General features: G+C 69.9%; 15 protein-coding genes. 11 read left to right on the top strand and 4 right to left on the bottom strand.

Translation table 11 applies throughout. The features are described 5' to 3' along the window. The first annotated feature begins 64 nt into the window (after nucleotides 1-64). The 11 genes from DFI_RS08180 to DFI_RS08125 all read left to right on the top strand — a co-directional run bounded on the left by DFI_RS08180 (nucleotide 65) and on the right by DFI_RS08125 (nucleotide 14,288). Nucleotides 65-883, top strand: coding sequence for an ABC transporter ATP-binding protein (locus DFI_RS08180; protein WP_051307399.1), 819 nt, complete (start codon nucleotides 65-67; stop codon nucleotides 881-883). Then, entirely contained in the window at nucleotides 880-2,898 is a 2,019-nt protein-coding gene (locus DFI_RS08175) for an AMP-binding protein (protein ID WP_051307398.1), read from the top strand. The genes DFI_RS08180 and DFI_RS08175 overlap by 4 nt, the downstream gene beginning before the upstream one ends. Before the next feature lie 19 nt (nucleotides 2,899-2,917). Continuing rightward, nucleotides 2,918-3,814: a branched-chain amino acid ABC transporter permease gene (locus DFI_RS08170; protein WP_027461733.1), complete on the top strand. Its 897-nt coding sequence runs from the start codon at nucleotides 2,918-2,920 to the stop codon at nucleotides 3,812-3,814. 39 nt (nucleotides 3,815-3,853) lie between these two features. Beyond that, a complete protein-coding gene (locus DFI_RS08165) occupies nucleotides 3,854-4,927 on the top strand; it encodes a branched-chain amino acid ABC transporter permease (RefSeq protein ID WP_027461732.1) in 1,074 nt (357 codons plus the stop codon). A 133-nt stretch (nucleotides 4,928-5,060) separates the two neighbouring features. Continuing rightward, nucleotides 5,061-6,257, top strand: a complete 1,197-nt coding sequence (locus tag DFI_RS08160; RefSeq protein ID WP_244940253.1) for an ABC transporter substrate-binding protein — start codon at nucleotides 5,061-5,063, stop codon at nucleotides 6,255-6,257. Between the two features lie 59 nt (nucleotides 6,258-6,316). Then, nucleotides 6,317-7,183, top strand: coding sequence for an ABC transporter ATP-binding protein (locus DFI_RS08155; RefSeq protein WP_108912943.1), 867 nt, complete (start codon nucleotides 6,317-6,319; stop codon nucleotides 7,181-7,183). A gap of 76 nt (nucleotides 7,184-7,259) precedes the next feature. Beyond that, nucleotides 7,260-8,414 (top strand): phenylacetate--CoA ligase family protein, encoded by a 1,155-nt coding sequence (locus tag DFI_RS08150; protein WP_051307397.1) that lies wholly within the window; start codon nucleotides 7,260-7,262, stop codon nucleotides 8,412-8,414. Between the two features lie 233 nt (nucleotides 8,415-8,647). Further along, nucleotides 8,648-9,850: a class I SAM-dependent methyltransferase gene (locus DFI_RS08145; RefSeq protein WP_027461729.1), complete on the top strand. Its 1,203-nt coding sequence runs from the start codon at nucleotides 8,648-8,650 to the stop codon at nucleotides 9,848-9,850. A 252-nt stretch (nucleotides 9,851-10,102) separates the two neighbouring features. Continuing rightward, nucleotides 10,103-11,761: an RNA polymerase sigma factor RpoD gene (rpoD, locus tag DFI_RS08135; protein WP_081425666.1), complete on the top strand. Its 1,659-nt coding sequence runs from the start codon at nucleotides 10,103-10,105 to the stop codon at nucleotides 11,759-11,761. A gap of 137 nt (nucleotides 11,762-11,898) precedes the next feature. Further along, nucleotides 11,899-12,909, top strand: coding sequence for a GNAT family N-acetyltransferase (locus DFI_RS08130; protein WP_043776691.1), 1,011 nt, complete (start codon nucleotides 11,899-11,901; stop codon nucleotides 12,907-12,909). 83 nt (nucleotides 12,910-12,992) lie between these two features. Next, entirely contained in the window at nucleotides 12,993-14,288 is a 1,296-nt protein-coding gene (locus tag DFI_RS08125) for a glutamate-5-semialdehyde dehydrogenase (protein WP_027461726.1), read from the top strand. A gap of 56 nt (nucleotides 14,289-14,344) precedes the next feature. On the opposite strand, the gene dxs is transcribed toward DFI_RS08125, so the two are convergent. The 4 genes from dxs to DFI_RS08105 form a co-directional block, all read right to left on the bottom strand. After that, on the bottom strand, nucleotides 14,345-16,240 hold the full coding sequence (dxs, locus tag DFI_RS08120) for a 1-deoxy-D-xylulose-5-phosphate synthase (protein ID WP_081425665.1): 1,896 nt from the start codon (nucleotides 16,238-16,240) through the stop codon (nucleotides 14,345-14,347). Nucleotides 16,241-16,244: 4 nt separating this feature from the next. Then, a complete protein-coding gene (locus tag DFI_RS08115) occupies nucleotides 16,245-16,949 on the bottom strand; it encodes a hypothetical protein (RefSeq protein ID WP_027461724.1) in 705 nt (234 codons plus the stop codon). 126 nt (nucleotides 16,950-17,075) lie between these two features. Beyond that, nucleotides 17,076-17,756, bottom strand: a complete 681-nt coding sequence (locus tag DFI_RS08110; RefSeq protein ID WP_027461723.1) for a PspA/IM30 family protein — start codon at nucleotides 17,754-17,756, stop codon at nucleotides 17,076-17,078. 237 nt (nucleotides 17,757-17,993) lie between these two features. Further along, on the bottom strand, nucleotides 17,994-18,806 hold the full coding sequence (locus DFI_RS08105) for a hypothetical protein (protein WP_027461722.1): 813 nt from the start codon (nucleotides 18,804-18,806) through the stop codon (nucleotides 17,994-17,996). Nucleotides 18,807-18,850: the final 44 nt, after the last annotated feature.

Genomic DNA, 18,850 nt, shown 5'->3' with positions numbered 1-18,850 from the left:
CTTCAGGCGTCCCTTCACCGTCCCTACCGCCCGGGTTTCACCCCCCAGCAGGCCGGAGGCCCCCATGCCACAACTTCACGTCGAGAACGTGACCCTGCAGTTCGGGGGCCTCAAGGCCCTCACGGACGTCAGCCTGGTCGTGCCGGAAGGCGAGATCGTCAGCATCATCGGCCCGAACGGCGCCGGCAAGACCAGCATGCTCAACTGCATCAGCGGCTTCTACCACCCCACCCAGGGCCGCATCACCTTCGGCGACCACGACCTCAGCCGCTCCGCGCCGAACATCGTCACGAGCTACGGCATCGCCCGCGCCTTCCAGAACCTGGAACTGTTCCGCGGCCTGAGCGTCGTGGAAAACCTCCTGCTGGCCCGGCACACGCACCTGCGCTACGGCCTGCTGCACAGCCTCCTGTACTACGGCAAGGCCAGCAAGCAGGAGGCGTACAACCGCGCGTACGTGGAGCGCGTCATCGACTTCATGGAACTGGAGGAGCACCGCCACCACCCGGTCGGCACGCTCGCGTACGGCATCCAGAAGCGCGTGGAGGTCGCCCGGGCGCTGACCCTTGCGCCGAAACTGCTGCTGCTGGACGAACCTATGGCCGGCATGAACGTCGAGGAGAAGGAGGACATGGTCCGCTTCATCCTGGACATCCAGCGGGAACAGGGCATCACCGTGGTGCTCATCGAGCACGACCTGGGCGTGGTCATGGACATCAGCGACCGCGTGTACGTCCTGGACTTCGGGCAGAAGATCGCCGAGGGCACCCCCGAAGAAGTCAGCGCCAACCCCCGCGTGATCGAGGCGTACACCGGCGTGGCCGAGCAGCGGCCCTTCGAGGACAGCGTGACGGGTGCGGCCGCGCAGGTGGTGCCCGCATGACCGCCCAGCCTGCCGCGCCCGCCGCTCCGAACATCTTCGCCAACCCCAGTCTGCTGGGGGACGTGACCCGCTTCACCATCCCGCAACTCCTGACCGAGCGCGCCCGCCTCTCCCCGAACGGCGTGGCCCTGCGCCACAAGGAGTTCGGCATCTGGAACGAGACCACCAACCTCACGTACCTGGAACGCGCCCGCGAGGTCGCCGCCGGCCTGCACGCCCTGGGCGTCACGCGCGGCGAGAAGGTCGCGGTGATCGCCGAGAACATCCCCGCCTGGGTGTTCATGGAGGTCGGCACGCAGGCCCTGGGCGCCATCAGCGTGGGCGTGTACCAGAGCAGCGTCGCGAGCGAGGTGAAGTACGTCGTGGAGTACACCGACGCCGTGGTCGTCCTGGCCGAGGACGAGGAGCAGGTGGACAAACTCCTCGAACACCGCGCCGACCTGGACGCCGCCGCCGGGGGCAAGGTCCGCAAGGTCATCTACGAGGACCCACGCGGCATGGCCAAGCACGCCGGTGATCCCTGGTTCATGAGCTTCGAGGACCTGCTGAGCCTGGGCCGGCAGCAGCCCACCGACATCTTCGGCACCGAGAGCGCCAAGGGCCACCCGGACGACGTGTGCCACTTCAGCCTCACCTCCGGCACCACCGGCCTGCCGAAAGCCGCCATGCTCAGCCACCGCAACCTGCTGTACATGGGCAAGTCCCTGGGCGAGGTCGAGCGCTTCAAACCCGGCAGCGACTACCTGAGCTTCCTGCCGATGGCGTGGATCGGCGAACAGATGATGACCATCGGGGTGGCGCTCGCGGGCGGCATCACCGTGAACTTCCCCGAGAGCACCGATACCGCCATGCAGGACCTCGTGGAGATCGGCCCGCACTTCATGTTCGCCCCGCCCCGCGTGTGGGAAGGCATCCAGAGCCAGATGTACATCAAGATGCAGGAAAGCTACGGCCCCAATCGCGCGCTGTACCGCACCCTGATGAAATGGAGCACGGACGCCGCCGACGCGTCCCTCTCCGGCCGCAAGCCCACCGGCCTGGCCGCCATGAAACGCTGGGTGGCGTACTGGGGCCTGACCCGCCCGCTGCTCGACCAGCTCGGGTTCCTGCGCCTCACGCACGCCTACACCGGCGGCGCGGCGCTCGGCCCGGACGTGTTCCGCTTCTACCACGGCCTCGGCGTGAACCTGAAGCAGATCTACGGCCAGACCGAGAACATCGGCATCGCGTACGTGCACCGCGACGGCGACATCCGCTTCGACACGGTCGGCAAGCCGCTGCCCGGCGGGGAGTGCCGCATCACCGAGGACGGCGAGATCATCAGCCGCAGCCCCGCCGTGTGCAAGGGCTACTACAAGAAGGACGACGCCACCGCCGAGACCATCAAAGACGGCTGGCTGCACAGCGGCGACGCCGGCCGCCTCACCCCGGACGGCCACCTGCAGGTCATCGACCGGCTCAGCGACGTGATGCGCAGCGCCCGCGGGGAGCAGTTCAGCCCCCAGTACATCGAGAACCGCCTGAAGTTCAGCCCGTACATCAAGGAAGCCGTCGCCCTCGGCGACGGCCGCGACGAGGTCACCGCGATCCTGAACGTGGACCCCATGACCGTCGGGCAGTGGGCGGAGAAAAAACAGATCGCCTACACCACCTACATGGACCTGAGCAGCAAACCCGAAGTCGCCGAGCTCATCGCCCGCGAGGTGCAGGAAGCCAACGGCCGCCTCGAACCGCACGAACGCATCAGACGCTACGTGCTGCTGTACAAGCTCCTGGACGCCGACGACGACGAACTCACCCGCACCGGCAAGGTCCGCCGCAAGACCATCGGCGCCAAGTACGCGCCCATCGTCGAGGCGCTGTACGACGGCAGCCGCGAGAAGGCCGTGGAGGCCGTGTTCAAGTACCAGGACGGCCAGGAACAGCGCGTGCAGACCCGCATCACCGTTCACGACGTGCCCGGCGAAGGCCCCGCCGTTCCTGCCCCGCCCCGCCGCCCCCAGGCGAGCGCCTGAGCCCCAAGGAGACCGAGACGTGGACCTGCTTCCCCAACTCCTGATTGCCGGTGTGGTCATCGGCAGCATCTACGCCCTGGCGGCGCTGGGCTTCGTGCTCATCTACAAGTCCAGCCGCGTCATCAACTTCGCGCACGGGCAGGTGATCGCCACCGGCGCCTTCATCGCCTACGCCCTCACGCAGGCCGGCGTGAACTTCTGGGTGGCGGGGCTGATCAGCATGGTCAGCACCTTCCTGCTGGGCATGCTGATCGAGCGGGTGTTCCTGCGGCGCATGGTGGGCGAACCCATCATCAGCGTCATCATGGTCACCATCGGCCTGGCCAGCGTCATCGACGGCCTGCTGCACCTCACCCCGTACGGCGCCGGGAACTTCAACTTCCCCACGCCCGCCGCCCTGACCGGCGACAGCATTCCCGTGCTGGGCGCGCAGCTCTCCCGCGTGCAGATCGCCGGGGTGCTCGCCTCGCTGGGCCTGCTGGGAGCGTTCACGTACTTCTTCAACAAGAGCACCCTGGGCATCACCATGCGCGCCGTCGCCGACGACCAGATGGCCGCCATGAGCGTCGGCACCAGCGTGGAACGCGTGTTCGCGCTCGCCTGGGCCGCCGCCGGCCTCAGCGCCGCCGCCGCTGGCGTGATCCTGGGCATGATGACCGGCCTCAGCCTCGGGGGCCTCACCGCCATCGGCCTGATGGTCTTCCCGGTCGTGATTCTCGGCGGGCTGGACAGTGTGCTGGGCGCCATCGTGGGCGGCATCCTGATCGGCATTCTGGAAAACCTCGCGGCCGGGTACCTGGACCAGTACGTGCCGGGCGGCGGCACCCGCACCGTGTTCCCCTTCCTGATCCTGATCGCGGTGCTCCTGATCCGACCCTACGGCCTGTTCGGCACGAAGGAGATCGAACGTGTGTAACCTCCCCGCCACCGGGCGCGACCCTCAGGAGCGCCGCTGATGCCCGCCTCCCGCTTCACGCAGACCGGCAACTACCGCGTGCGCTACCAGCAGGACCAGACGATCTTCGCCACGTATGCCGAACAGGCGAGCCTGATCCTGGGCCTGGGGCTGCTGCTGCTGCTCCCGCTGATCCTGCCCAAGACCATGCTGCGCGACGTGAACATGATCCTGATCTACGCCATCGCCGTGATCGGACTGAACATCACCACCGGCTACACCGGCCTGATCAACATCGGCCAGGCGGCCTTCATGGGCGTGGGCGCCTACGCCACCGCGCTGGCCGCCACGAAACTGAACCTGCCGTTCTTCCTTGCCATTCCCATCGGCGGTCTGGCCGGCGCGCTGGTCGGCACCATCGTGGGCCTGCCCAGCCTGCGCCTGAAGTACCTGTACCTCGCGGTCGCCACGCTGGCCTTCCAGGTGATCTTCGAGTGGGGCGTGGGCCACTCCCCGCTGCTGGAACAGGGCGGGTCCATCAGCATGCCCAAACCCGTCGTGTTCGGCATCGAGGACTCGTTCCTGAACCACAACATCTTCTGGTACTACATCATCCTGCCCGTCCTGGTGCTCCTCGCGCTGCTGTGGCGCAACGTGCTGCGCACCAAACACGGCCGCAGCATGATCGCCGTACGCGACAACGACCGCGCCGCCGCCGCCATGGGCATCAACCCCGGCACCGCCAAACTCACCGCCTTCATGCTCGGCAGCCTGTACGCCGGCATCGCCGGGGGCCTGTTCGCGTACTTCCAGAAGGCCGTGGTCATCGAGGACTACATGCTCCACACCAGCGTGCAGCTGCTCGCCATGGCCATCGTGGGAGGCCTGGGCAGCCTGCCGGGCGCGTTCCTGGGCCCCATGTTCATCGTGACGCTGGACCGCCTGATGGGCACCGCCAGTGAATCGCTGGGCAGCGCGAGCATCTTCCCGGAAGGCGTGGACGTGGCCTCCGCCATGAAACCCCTGACCTTCGGCCTGGCGATCGTGCTGTTCCTGATGTTCGAACCGCGCGGCCTGGCGAACTGGTGGCGCCTCACGCGCATGTACTTCAAGAAGTGGCCGTACAAGTTCTGACCCGGACGCGGCTCGAGACGGCGCCGCACACCGTAAACGATTCTACCCCCTTACCCCTCTCCATCTTTCCCAACGTCCCCCTTCTTATTCGCCCTTTCTTCGCGCCGGTGGCGCCTGTTCCTGGAGGAACCCCATGATGAACGTCAAGAAAATGATCCCGCTGGCTGCTCTGGTCACCGTTTCTCTCGCCGTGGCCCAGAAGACCGTGACGCTGGGGTGGTCCGGAGCGATCACCGGCCCCACCAGTGACGCCGGCGCGAGCTACGCGGCAGGCATCGAGGACTACTGCAAGTACGCCAACGCGCAGAACATGATTCCCGGCACGAAGCTCAACTGCGTGGTCCGCGACGACCAGTACAACAACGCGAACACGCAGCGGAACTTCGAGGACTACGTGGGCAACATGAACGTGGCGATGTTCCTGGGCTACAGCACCGGCGGAACCCTGCAGCTCAAGGGCACCATTCAGGAAACGAAGATCCCCACCCTGCCCGGCAGCTACCACATCGGCAACATCGACGGGGCCGACAGCGACTACCTGTTCCTGCCGATCAGCTCGTACAGCGAACAGCTCGTGAGCCTGGTGGAGTGGATCGGCGCGAAGAAGAAAGGCGCCAAGGTCGCGCTGGTCGTGAACCCCAGCCCCTTCGGCCGCGCGCCGGTGGACGACGTGAAGAAGGCCGCCGCGCGCCTGGGCGTGAAGATCGTGGACGTTCAGGAAGTCGGCGGGAACAACCTGGACAACACCGCGCTCCTCAAGCGCTTCGAGTCGGCGGGCGTGGAGTACGTGATTCACCAGAACACCGCCGGGCCGGTCGCGAACATCCTGAAAGACGCCAAACGCCTGAACCTGCTCGGGAAGATGCAGCACCTCGGCGCGCACTACACCGGCGGGGAGGACCTGACCAAACTTGCCGGGGACGCCGCGAACAAGTTCATCTGGGCGACCAGCTACTACATGTACGACGAGGCCGACAAGCCCGGCATCCAGCTGGTGAAGAAGATCGGCGCGCAGTACGGCCGCAAGGCCGACACGATCCGCAGCGTGCACTACACCAGCGGCATGCTGGTGGCGAGCATTGCGGTGGAAGCCATGAAACGCGCCGGGAAGGACGTGAACGCCGGCACGGTGTTCAAGGCGCTGACTGGCATGAACGGCAGCAGGGCCTTCAACCCCGGCTTCACGGTGGGCCCGGTGAGCTTCAGCGCGAAAGACCACGTGGGCGCCGAGAGCCTGCGCCTGCTGCAGGCCGACGCGACCGGGAACTTCCAGGCGATCACGGGCGCGCAGCGCAGCAAGCTGTTCCCCCTGGTCCACCCCCTGAAGTAAGCGCCCCCGGGCCATGAACCCCCCGCGTTCATGGCCCCTCCGTTCCACTGGAGGTTCCCTTGACCGCACCCACCCCCGTTCCCCCACCCCCGGCCGTGCACGCCGCGCCGCCCGCGCCGGTGAAGACGGCCATGGCGAGCGACCTGACCGTGAACAACGTGGAGGTCGTGTACCACGACATCGTTCAGGTGCTGCGCGGCGTGTCGCTGACGGTCCGGGCGGGCAGCATCACCAGCCTGCTCGGCACGAATGGCGCCGGGAAGACCACCACCCTGCGCGCCATCTCCGGGCTGCTCAAGCCGGAGAACGGCAAGATCCGTGAGGGCACCGTCACCTTCGAGGGCCGCACGCTCTCCGGCATGACCGGCACGGACGTCGTGAAAAGCGGCGTGGTGCAGGTCCCGGAAGGCCGGCGGGTGTTCAAGCACCTGTCCATCGAGGAGAACCTGCGCGCCGGCGCGATTCTGGGCCGCGGCAACTGGCAGGCCGACCTGGAGCGCATCTACACCTACTTCCCGAAACTCCGGGACCTGCGGCACAAGCAGGCCGGGTACACCTCCGGCGGGGAGCAGCAGATGATCGCCATCGGCCGGGCCCTGATGGCCCACCCGAAGGTGCTGCTGCTGGATGAACCCAGCCTGGGGCTGGCGCCGCTGCTGGTGCAGGAGATCTTCGAGAACGTCCGGCACATCAACCGCGCCGAGGGCCTGGGGGTTCTGGTCGTGGAGCAGAACGCCAACATCGCCCTGCGCAACAGCGATTACGGGTACGTGATGGAAGGCGGCCGGATCGTGATGGAGGGCCGCAGCGCGGAACTCGCCAGCAACCCGGACGTCAAGGAGTTCTACTTGGGCGTCACCGAGCACGGCAGCCGCAAGAGCTTCCGCGAGGTCAAGAGCTACAAGCGCCGCAAACGCTGGATGTAACCCCGCCCTTTGTCCCCTTTCCTCTCCCGCCGCTCCGGCCGGGACGGGGCCACCCGCGCGTGGCCTGGAGTCGCCCATGACCCACACCCTGACCCCCCAGGCCGCCGCGCCGCACGGCGTGCCCGACCTGCTCGCGCGCCTGCGCGCCCTGCCGCTGTACCGCGCTGCCCTGGCCCACCTCCCGGACGACGCTCCCTGGAGCGAGGTGCCCTTCCTCACCCGCGACCGCCTCACCGCCGCCTTCGAAGCGGGCGAGCTCGTGCACCCGGACGCCGTGCGCGTGCACCTCACCCCGCACCCCGGCGGCGGCTGGCTGCCGGAGTACGCCACCCGCGCCGACGTGGACGCCCACGGCCGGGCGAGCGCGGCAGCCTTCGCGCGGGCGGGCGTGCGGCCCGGCGACCACGCGCAGGTGGCGTTCGGGTACCACCGCTTCGCCGGCGGCTGGCTCATGCAGGACGGCCTGGAGGCCCTGGGCGCCAAGACCCTGCCCTTCGGCCCGGGCGAGACCGAGGCGCAGCTCGACACCCTGAGGCGCCTGAACGTGCGGGTGCTGGTGTCCGCGCCGAGCTTCGCGCAGAAACTCGGGGAGGCCGGCGCGCGAGTGGAACTCCTGATCGCCGCCGGAGAACCCTTCACCAGCATCGCCGGGCGCCGCGAGCGCGTCGAGGCGGCGCTGGGCGGCCTGGCGCTGGACTGTTACGCCACCAGCGAGGCGGGCCTGATCGCGCTGGAAACCCCGGCCAAGGACGGCCTGCGGGTGCTGGACGACTGGGTGTTCGTGGAGGTGATCGACCCGGAAACCGGCCAGCCCGTGCCGGACGGCGAGCGGGGGGAACTGGTGGTCACCCACCTGAGCAAGCAGGCCATGCCGCTGCTGCGTTTCCGCACCGGGGACCTGACGCGCCTGGAGCGCCGGCCGGGCGGCGCGGTGCTGCCGGGCGGGGTGTTCGGGAACGTGGGCGGCATGCTGAAGGTCAAGGGCGTGAAACTGTTCCCGCGGGAGGTCGCCTTCTGGCTGGCGGGGCACGGCCTGGACCACGCGCAGCACACCCTGCGCCTGCATTCCGTGAACGGCGCGGACCGCATCGCCCTGACTGTCGCCGGGGAAACCTCCCCGGACCTGGACGACCTGCGCGCGGACTTCCAGCGCCGCTTCGCCGTGCGGGTGGATCAGCTGGAGGTGCAGCCCGGGCACGTGGGGGCGGGCGTGCAGGACGACCGCCACTGAGCGACGGGCAGTCAGAAAAAGCCCCGCTCTGCGGGGTGAGCCGGACAGCGGGACGGCAGAGCCGACTTCACCCGGTCGGCCGGAGATTGTGGAACGCCTGAAGAATACGCGTCGTCCGTACACCAACGATTTGCCGCGCATGAACCCCGCTTGAGATCCCCTGCCGACCGGCCGCCCCCTGCCCCGGGCGTCCCTTCATGCAGCGCCGGCGGGGTGTGATAGCACGGAGGGCAATGACCGGACCACGCCGCCAGAAGATCCGCTTCGCCGGGAAGCGCGACCCGCAGCCCGCCCCGGCCGCCCGGCCTGCGGCCCCCGCCGACCCCGGCTACGCCGCGCCGCGCCCTGCGCTGCTGCCCGAACGGCTGGACGGCCTGCACGCCCTGACCAAACCCGGCGTGCGCGGCTTCTCCGACGTGGACGCCGCCCAGGCCCTGCTGGCCCACACCATGCGCAAGGGCAAGGTGCGCGGGGAGGTGCTGGACCTCACCGCCATGGGCGGCCTGCTCGCCAGCCTGCCGGGCGTGACCCTGCGGGCCGTGGAGGGCTCGGCGGCCGCGCTCTCGACCCTGGCCGCCGCCGGCCTGGACGCCCACGCGGCGGTGCCCGGCGACCCCCTGACGGACCGCTGGCCGGACCGCGCCCGGACGGTGGCCCTGGTGCTCGCCGGGGACCGCGGGACCGCCTACGCGATGGCCCAGGTGGCCTGGGCACACGCGAACACCCCGCCCGGCGGCACGCTGTTCCTCGCCGGGGATCGCGACAAGGGCTTCGACCGGTATGTCCGCGCGGCCGGCGCGGCCTTCGGAACGGGGGAGACCATCGCCCGGGACGGCGGGATGCGCGTGGCGAAACTCGTGCGCCGCCCCGGCCCCACCCCCGCCTACCCGGACGCCGACCGGTACGAGACCGGCGACCTGACGGTGGTGGGCCTGCCCGGCGTGTTCAGCGCCGCGAAGCCCGACAAGGCCACGGCGCTGCTGCTGGCCGCCCTGGACGGCCTGGACCTGAACGGGAAGCGTGTGCTGGACCTGGGCTGCGGCACCGGCCTGATCGGCGCGTGGGCGGCGCGCCGCGGTGCGCAGGTCACTCTGGTGGACGGCGACCTGCAGAGCGTGCGCAGCGCGCAGGCCACCCTGGACGCCAACGGCCTGAGCGGCGAGGTGGTGCACAGCGACGTGGACGCGGCCCTGGCGGACCGGACCTTCGACGTGGTGCTGACCAACCCGCCCTTCCACGTGGGCCGCGGCGTGGTGCTGGACGTCGCGCGGGAATTCATCGCCGCGGCGCAGCGCCGCCTGAATCCTGGGGGCACGCTGTACCTCGTGGCGAACGACCCGCTGCCGTACGAGCAGGCGATGGCGGGCGTCGGCCCGGTCGAGGTCCTGTTCCGTGAGGGCGGGTTCAAGGGCCTGCGCGCCCAGCGCCCCGCCTGAGGCACGGCCCGCTTGTGTACACCTTCTCTGTGCGCGTTCAGGGCGCGCCCCAGCTCTGGAGATGGTAAAGTATTCGGTTGCTGGCGCCGTTTGCTAGACTGACGCGTTCTGACTGGCGACCCCCGGCCCGCCGCGGCCTGACCGGGCGCCGTCCCCTCCTGACCGGAGCCGCCGCTTTCCAGCCTGTTCCTGCCCGAGATTCCTGCGTTTCTGACGTTCCTGACCACTGATATCCGTCCCCGAGGAGGCCGCATGGCAGATTCCACCAAGCCCACCAAGAGCACCAAAGCCGCCGCGACCGATGCCCCCGCCAAGGTGGACGCCCCCGCCAAATCCACCAAGCCCCGCACCCGCGTGAAGGCCGCCGCCCCCGGCGCGGCCCCCACCGCCCCGGCCGCCGCGGCCCGGGTGGACGCCGAGCCCGCCGCCAAGCCCAAACCGGCCGCGAAGGCCGCGCCGAAGGCGGACAAGCCCGCCGCCGAGAAGAAGGCCGCGGACGACACGGCCGCCCCGAAGGCCGCCAAGGCCCCCGCGAAGAAGGCCCCGGCGAAAGCGAAGCCGGCCGAGGCCGCCGCAGACAGCGCGGAAGGCCCCGCCGAACCGGCCAAGAAGGCCGGCAAGGCCGCCAAGCCGGCCAAGGCCACCGCGAAGGCCGCGCCCGCCAAGGGCGCCGCCACCGACAAACCCTACTACGCGCACCCCAGCATCCAGGAGATGCTCAAGGCCGGCAAGGCCGCCGGCGTGCTCTCCAGCGAGGAGGTCGCCGCCGCCCTGGGCGTCGCGCTGGAAGCCAGTGGCCTGGACCCGGAAAGCCCGGACGCCTTCGAGGACATGCAGCTGTTCCTGGCCGGACAGCAGATCGAGGTGCAGGACGTCGACGAGGACGATGAGGACACCGACTCCGACGACGCCGAGACCGAGGACGACGTCCCCGGCACCCGCGCGCAGAGCGACGACGACGAGGAGAAGTACTTCGACGACATGCCCCGTGCCGTGTCCAACGACCCGGTGCGCCAGTACCTGCACGAGATCGGCCGCGTCTCGCTGCTCACCCTGGAAGAGGAAATCGCGCTCGCCCGCCGCATCGAGGAAGGCGAGGAGGCCCGCAAGCTCCTGGACGAGGACGTGGAACTGGACGACCGGGGCCGCCGCCGCCTGATGCGGCAGATGGAGGACGGCGCCGCCGCCCGCCAGGGCCTGATCGAGGCGAACCTCCGCCTGGTCGTCAGCATCGCCAAGAAGTACACGGGCCGCGGCCTGGGCTTCCTGGACCTGATTCAGGAAGGCAACCAGGGCCTGATCCGCGCGGTGGAGAAGTTCGAGTACCGCCGCCGCTACAAGTTCTCCACGTACGCCACGTGGTGGATCCGTCAGGCGATCAACCGCGCCATCGCCGACCAGGCCCGCACCATCCGCATTCCGGTGCACATGGTCGAGACCATCAACAAGCTCACCCGCACCGCCCGGCAGCTGCAGCAGGAACTGTCCCGCGAGGCCACGCACGAGGAGATCGCCGAGGCGATGGGCCCCGGCTGGGACGCCGCGAAGGTCGAGGAAGTGCAGAAGGTCAGCCAGGAGCCCGTCAGCCTGGAAACGCCCATCGGGGACGAGAAGGACAGCTTCTACGGTGATTTCATCCCCGACGAGAACCTGGACAGCCCCGTCGAGAACGCCGCCAAGACCCTGCTCTCCGAGGAACTGGAAAAGGCCCTGAGCAAGCTCACCGAGCGTGAGGCGATGGTCCTGAAGTTCCGCAAGGGCCTCGTGGACGGCCGTGAGCACACCCTGGAGGAGGTCGGGCAGCGCTTCAACGTCACGCGTGAACGCATCCGCCAGATCGAGAACAAGGCGCTGCGCAAGCTCAAGTACCACGAGAGCCGCACCCGCAAACTCCGCGACTTCCTCGACTGAACCAAGGAACCCGACTGCCCCCGCCCGCCGTGGCGGGGGTCTTCTGTTGTGCCTCGTCCATTTGGCCTAACGCCCGGGCCGGTGCCCTGCGCTGCACGGCCGATGCACGCTGAATGGAGACGGCGCACACTGTTCACATGACCCTGACCCTCACCGTTGAACCATTTGAAGCCCGGACCGCTTTCCAGGAGGAGCGGCTGGCCGTCGGTGAGCTGCTCGCCGCCGGCTTCCTCCACGCCTTCCCCGAGGACCCACCCCTCCGGCCCGAGCAGGAGGCCGTGAGCCTCACCCACCTGAACTCCACCGAACGCGACGCCCAGTTCGTGATCCGCGACGGCACCCGGGTGCTCGCCTGGGGCCGCCTGAGCTGGGACACCGAGCAGAACCTCCACAACGCCCACGCCCGCCTGACCGTGCACCCCCAGGCCCGCGGCCGCGGCCTGGGCACCCAGGTCGCCCGTGAACTGGAACGCGTCGCGCGGCGCGAGGCGCGCACCACCGTGACCTTCGGCACCACCGACCGCAACCCGGACGGCGAGGCCTTCGCCCGGCACCTGGGCGCGCAGCCGGCCCTGCCCATGCGCGTCAGCCGGCTGGACATGACCGCCCTGGACGCCGCGCAGCTGCGCGCCTGGCAGACCCGCCCGGACGGCGACGAATACCGCCTGCACGTCTGGACCGTGGTGCCGGACGAGTACCTGGAGCGCGTCGTGGACATGATGATGGTCATGAACACCGCCCCGAAAGGCGACCTGGACATGGACGACTGGGTGATCACGCCCCAGATGGTCCGCGAGTGGGAGGCCATGATCGTCGAGGCCGGCGAGACCCGCCTGCTGATGGCCGCCGAGCACCTCCCCAGCGGCCGGCTGGACGGCTACACCGAGGTCTTCTGGGACCAGCACCGCGCGCCCCTGCTGTACCAGGGCGCCACCGCCGTGCGTCCCGAAGCCCGCGGACTGGGCCTGGGCAAATGGCTGAAGGCCGCCATGCTGGAGCACGCGGCCCAGGAATGCCCGGGCATCCACTGGGTGCAGACGAACAACGCGAACGTGAACGCGGCGATGCTGGGCATCAACGTGGCGCTGGGCTTCCAGCCGTGGGCGCAGTTCACCGAGTGGCAGCTGCGCCTCCCCGAGCTCTCCTGAACCACGCCGCCTGACCCGCCTTCCGGCCCGGCCTGCCTACGCGACCCACCGCGCAGGCAGGCCGGGCCGCATACGCTGCACCCATGACCGGAGCCGACCCCACCCCCACGCCGCCCACCGTCCGTGACCTGGGCGTACGGGCACGGCAGGCCGCCCGGACGCTGCGCTCCCTGGACACCGCGCAGAAGCAGGCCGCGCTGCACCGACTCGCGCAGGAACTGCACGCCCACGCCGACCTGATTCTGGAGGCGAACGCCCGGGATGTGCAGCAGGCGGAAGCCGCCGGGCTGCCCGCCGCGATGCTGGACCGCCTGCGCCTCTCGCCCGCGGCCCTGGCCGCCCTGGCCCTGGACGTGCAGGCGGTGGCCGCCCTGCCGGACCCGGTGGGGGAGCGCACCGCCGCGCGCACCCTGCCCAGCGGCGTCCGCGTGTCGCAGCTGCGCGTGCCGCTGGGTGTGCTGGGCGTGATCTACGAGTCCCGCCCGAACGTCACCGTGGACGTGGCTGCCCTGGCCCTGATGACCGGGAACGCCGTGATCCTGCGCGGCGGGAAGGAGACTGTGCACACGAACGCCGCACTGGAAAGCTGCATTCACGCGGCCCTGGCCGCCTGCGGCCTGCCGGCGGGCGCGGTGCAGGTGATTCACGACCCGGACCGGGAGCGCGTGCGGGACCTGCTACGTCTGGACGACCTGGTGGACGCCATCATTCCGCGCGGCGGGGCGGGCCTGCACCGCTACTGCGTGGAGAACGCCACCGTGCCCGTGATCGTGGGCGGGATCGGCGTGGTGCACGTGTACCTGGACGAGAGCTTCACGCGTGACCCGGCCGACGTGCAGCGCGCCGCCGAGCTGCTCGTGAACGCCAAGGTGCAGAAGCCCAGCGCCTGCAACGCCCTGGACACGCTGCTGGTGCACCGGGGGGCGCTGCCCGCCCTGCCCGCCATCGCGGGCGCGCTGGTGCGGGAGGGCGTGGACCTCCGCGCCGACCCGGCCAGCCTGGAGGTGCTGCACGCCGCCGGCCTCCCGGCCACTCCCGCCGCGGACACCGATTACGGACAGGAGTTCCTGGCGCTGACCGCCAGCCTCCGCACCATAGACAGCCTGGAGGAGGCGCTGGATTTCATCGCGGCGCACGGCAACCATACGGACGTGATCCTCACCCGAGACGACGCGCAGGCGCGGCGGTTCGTGCAGGACGTGGACTCGGCGGCCGTCATGGTGAACGCCAGCCCCCGCTTCAACGACGGCGGGCAGCTCGGCCTGGGCGCCGAGGTCGCCATCAGCACCCAGAAGCTGCACGCGCGCGGGCCGATGGGTCTGCGGGAACTCACCACCACGAAATGGGTCGTGGAGGGCGACGGGCACGTCCGCGCCTGAGACCACGAACAGGGGAGAGGGGGGGCGATCGCCCCCCCTCTCCCCAAGTTCTGCGTTTACACGCCGGTCGGTACGGCCACGCCCAGTTCGGCCAGCACCGTCCGGATCGCCTGCGCGTCGATGCCCGCGCGGGCGTGCACGCTCTCCACGGTCGCATGCTCCTGGAACTCGTCCGGGATGCCCAGCACCTGCACCGGCACGGTCAGGCCCTCGGCATTCAGGAATTCCAGAACGGCACTCCCGAACCCGCCCAGCACGGTGTTGTCCTCCACCGTGATCAGCGTGCGCGCCCGGCCGGCCACCTCGCGCAGCATCACCGCGTCCAGGGGCTTGACGAACCGGGCATTCACCACGCCCACGCCCGGCAGGTCAGATGTGGCCTTCAGGGCGTACTCCAGCGCCTTGCCGCCCGCCAGGATCACCACGTCGTCCCCGGGCCGCTCACGCGTCCAGGTGCCCCAGGTGAGGTCCGGCCAGGTGCCGTCGGGGACCTGCTCGGTGCTGCCGCGCGGGTAGCGGATCGCCACCGGGCCGCCCACGCCCTGCGCCGCTTTCAGCATGCCGCGCAGTTCGGCGGCGTCTTTCGGCAGGGCGATGTCCACGTTCGGGATGGTCCGCAGGAAGCTCAGGTCGAACACGCCGTTGTGCGTGGCGCCGTCCGCCCCCACGATCCCGGCCCGGTCGATGGCGAAGATCACGTCCAGGTTCTCGATCGCCACGTCGTGCAGCACCTGATCGTAGGCGCGCTGCAGGAAGCTGCTGTAGATCGCCACGATGGGCTTCAGGCCCTGCAGGGCCATGCCGGCCGCCGTGGTCACCGCGACTTCCTCGGCGATGCCGACGTCCAGGTAGCGGTTGGGGTGAATGCGGCTGTATTCCACCAGCCCGCTGCCCTCGCGCATGGCGGGCGTGATCACGAACACCCGCGGGTCGGTGCGGGCCAGTTCCGTCACGGCGTCCCCGAAGGCCGCGCTCCACGAGTACGACTTGCTGGGCACATACTCGCCGGTCGCCGGGTCGAACTTCGCCGGGCCGTGCCAGTAGATGGGGTCCTCCTCGGCGTAGCTCAGGCCCTTGCCCTTCTTGGTGACCACGTGCAGGACCGTCGGCCCGTCCAGGTCCACCAGGCGTTCGAGCAGCCACACGAGTTCCTCGACGTTGTGGCCGTCCACCGGGCCCACGTACCGCAGGCCCATGGCGGAAAAGGGGTTCACGCTGGCCGGGTCGAAGAAGTGCCGGGTGCTGTTCTTCGCGCGGCTCATGAAACTGGCCAGCGGCCGGCTGAGAGTCTCCACGGCCTTCTTGCCGGCGCCCTCGCCCTCCTGGAACCACTTCTGCACCTGCAGGCCCCGCATGAACTTGTTGATCCCGCCGACGTTCTCACTGATGCTCATCTCGTTGTCGTTGAGGATCACCAGCATCCGCGGGCCCTTGTCCCCGATGGTGTTCAGCGCCGCCAGGGCCATGCCGCCGGTCAGGGACCCGTCCCCGATCACGGCGGCCACGTGGTAGTCCTGCCCCAGCGCGTCGCGGGCCATTGCCATGCCGAGCGCATTGGCGAGGCTGGTGCTGGCGTGTCCCACCGTGATCGCGTCGTGCGGGGACTCGCTGACCTTCGTGAACCCGCTCAGCCCGCCCTCTTTCTTGATGGTCGGCATCTGCGCGCGGCGGCCGGTGAGGATCTTGTGCGCGTACGCCTGGTGACCCACGTCAAAGAGGATGCGGTCGCGGGGGCTGTTCAGCACGTAGTGCAGCGCCGTGATCAGGTCGGTGGCGCCCAGACTGCTCGCCAGGTGCAGGCCGCCCACCGAGCACACCCGCACGATCTCGTCGCGCAGTTCCCCGGTCAGGGCGGGCAGCTGCTCGCGCGACAGGGCCTTGAGGTCCTTGGGACTGTGAATGCGGTCCAGCAGCGGCGTGGCGCTGCCGGGCAGGGCACGGGGCTCGGTCACGGCGTCACTTCCCCTCGCCGGAGGCGTAGTTGCGGCCGGTGAGCAGCAGGCCCTCCGGCGTGCGGACCTCGCCGATAAACGGCGCGAACCACACCTGCTGCGTGGCGGGGAACAGGCCCCCCAGCGTGTCAGAAACCTGGCGCGTGACCACCCACACGTCGAAACTGCCGGCCGGGACGGTGACCCGCCGGCGCTCCTGCACCAGGTAGCGGTAGGTGACGGTGCCCTGCGCCTTCACGGTGCCCGCGTCGTCACGCACGGTGGCGCGGGTCTCGCCGCCCCAGGTGGCGCCCAGCCGCCAGGCGTTCTCGGCAGGCCATTCCTGCCAGCCGGGCTCCAGCATCACGTTCACGCCGGGTTTGGCGATGCCCAGCAGGGTCACACCGGCCGCGTCGAAGCGGCGGTACCACTGCGTGCTCGCCCCGCGCCCCCGCAGTTCCAGCGCCTCGACCTGCTGCGTGTTGTACAGCGTGGGGCCCAGGGTCCGCAGGACGTAGGGGTCGCTGCCGGCCGCCTCGCCTTCCGGCAGGTACGACCAGGCCAGCCCGGCCTCACGCGGGTAGAAGGACACGCTGGACGCCGCGGTGCGGGCCGTCACGGTCGGGGGGGCCGCCTGCTGAGTGGGCGCGCAGGCCGCGAGCAGGCCCGCGAGCAGCACGCCGCCCAGCGGCGCGGCGCGGCGGGTCAGGAAGGAGGACACGAACGTCATGCGCCTATTGTGTCAGCAATCCGTGAATTCACCTGTAGGTCACCTCCCAGGCAGAACGGAGGACAACAGGAAAGGGAAGACCCGGGGGCCTTCCCTTCACATCAGGGTGGGTGGACGCGCTGTCGGTCAGCTTCCGCCCTGAGAACCGCCCTGCACCTTGGCTTTCAGGGCAGCGAAGGCGTCCTCGACGTCCTTGTTGCGACCCAGGTCCTTGAGCTGCTCGTCCAGGCTGCTTTCCTTGCGCAGCTCGGTCATGGCCCGGTTGCGGTCTTCCATGCCGGCCACCTTGCGCTCCATGTCCTCGAAGGCGTCCATGGCGCCGCCGGCCTTGTCGAAGCCGCTCACGCGGTCCAGCGTCTGCCCGGCCTTCGCGGTGCTCTGGCGCGCGGCGAGCAGGCTCTTCTTGCTCTCCATCTCGTCTATCTTCGCTTCCAGCGCGCGCAGCTGGGTCTTGAGCTGATCCACCGTGCTCTGCTGGGTGCTGCGCTGCTCATCGAAGCCCTTGGCGAGGTCCTTGTGGTTCTGCGCGCGGCGCAGCGCCTCGCGGGCGAGGTCCTCGCTGCCGCCGCGCAGGGCCTCCTCGGCCTTCTTCTCGTACTCGGTGGCGAGGGTGCGGTTGGTGTTGGCCTCGCGCTCCAGCTTGGCGTTCTGGGCCATCGCCTCGGCCACCTCGCTGCGGGCCTCGCCGTAGGCGGCGCGCATGTCGCGCAGCGCCTGCTCGATGATCATGCCGGGGTCCTCGGCGCGGCTGATCAGGTCGTTCACGTTGGCGCGGAGCAGGCGGGACAGTCGGTCAAGAATGCTCATGGGGAGGTCCTCCTTGGACTTGAAAGCGGGTCGTGCGTGCGGCCGCAGGCCAGGGGCCGGGCCGCCGTGGGATGCCCGACCATCATTACGCACGGGCCCGCCCCGGGGTTGCCGTCTCAAGGCGCGGCAAGGAAACCCTAAGGTCGCCTCAAGCCCCGGTGAGAGGCAGGCTGGAGCCCAGAAACGAACCGACCCCCGGAGCGGCAGGCTCACGGGGGTCCCGGCAGGAGGCAGGGATCAGAACACGATGGGTTTCAGGCCCACGCTCTGCGCGCCGCAGCCGACCGTCACAGCCGTGTCGGTGGGCGTGACCGTGCAGCCCAGCGCCCGCAGGCCGGCCAGAGGGAAGATCAGGCGCTTGCCGTCCGTGGCGGGCACCTGCGGCAGCTCCACCGCGCCGCTCGCCAGCTGGGCGGTCTTGCTGCCCACCGTCACGGTCAGCGTCTCGCTTCCGGCCGCGAGGCGGTACTTCCCGCCGCCCAGGGCCGTCACGGTGACCACGCCAGTCAGGTCGGTGTCCAGCACGTAGGCGTACCCCTTCACCACGCCGGCGGGCGTGGCGGGCTTCGCGGCGGCCGGGCTGGCCTTCACGGCCTCGACCACGACCAGCGTCTCGGTGGCAGTCATGGAGTTCAGCAGCACCAGCGCGGCCGGAGTGCCGCCGGCGCGGTCATTCACGACCAGGCTGGCGGCCTTGCCCATGACCTTCCAGTCCCCGGCCACACGGCCCGGGAATTTCGCCTTCACGATGGGGCGCAGCAGCGCCTGCTCGGACTTGACGTACAGGCACACGGCCTGCGCGGAGAGTTTCAGGCTGGCGGGGCAGCGCACGATCTGGCCCTTCACGGCGCCGCTGACGGTCACAGCGATCTCACTGGCGGCCTTGGACGTGGCGGCCGACACCGGGGCGGCCGGAGCGGCCGGTTTGGCAGGCGTGGCCGCGGGGGTGCCGGTGGCGGGCGGGGTGGCGGGGGCTGTCTGGGCCGTGGCGCTGGCGAGCAGGCCGGCGGTCAGCACGGCGAACAGGGAACCCTTGAAGGTCAGTGACATACGCCCAGCATCCTACGGGCCTTGCATGAGCCTTCACTTTGAAA

Source organism: Deinococcus ficus (assembly GCF_003444775.1).
Lineage (GTDB): Bacteria > Deinococcota > Deinococci > Deinococcales > Deinococcaceae > Deinococcus > Deinococcus ficus.
Note: the sequence above shows the minus strand (reverse complement) of the source record. Positions and strands in the feature narration are given on the sequence as shown.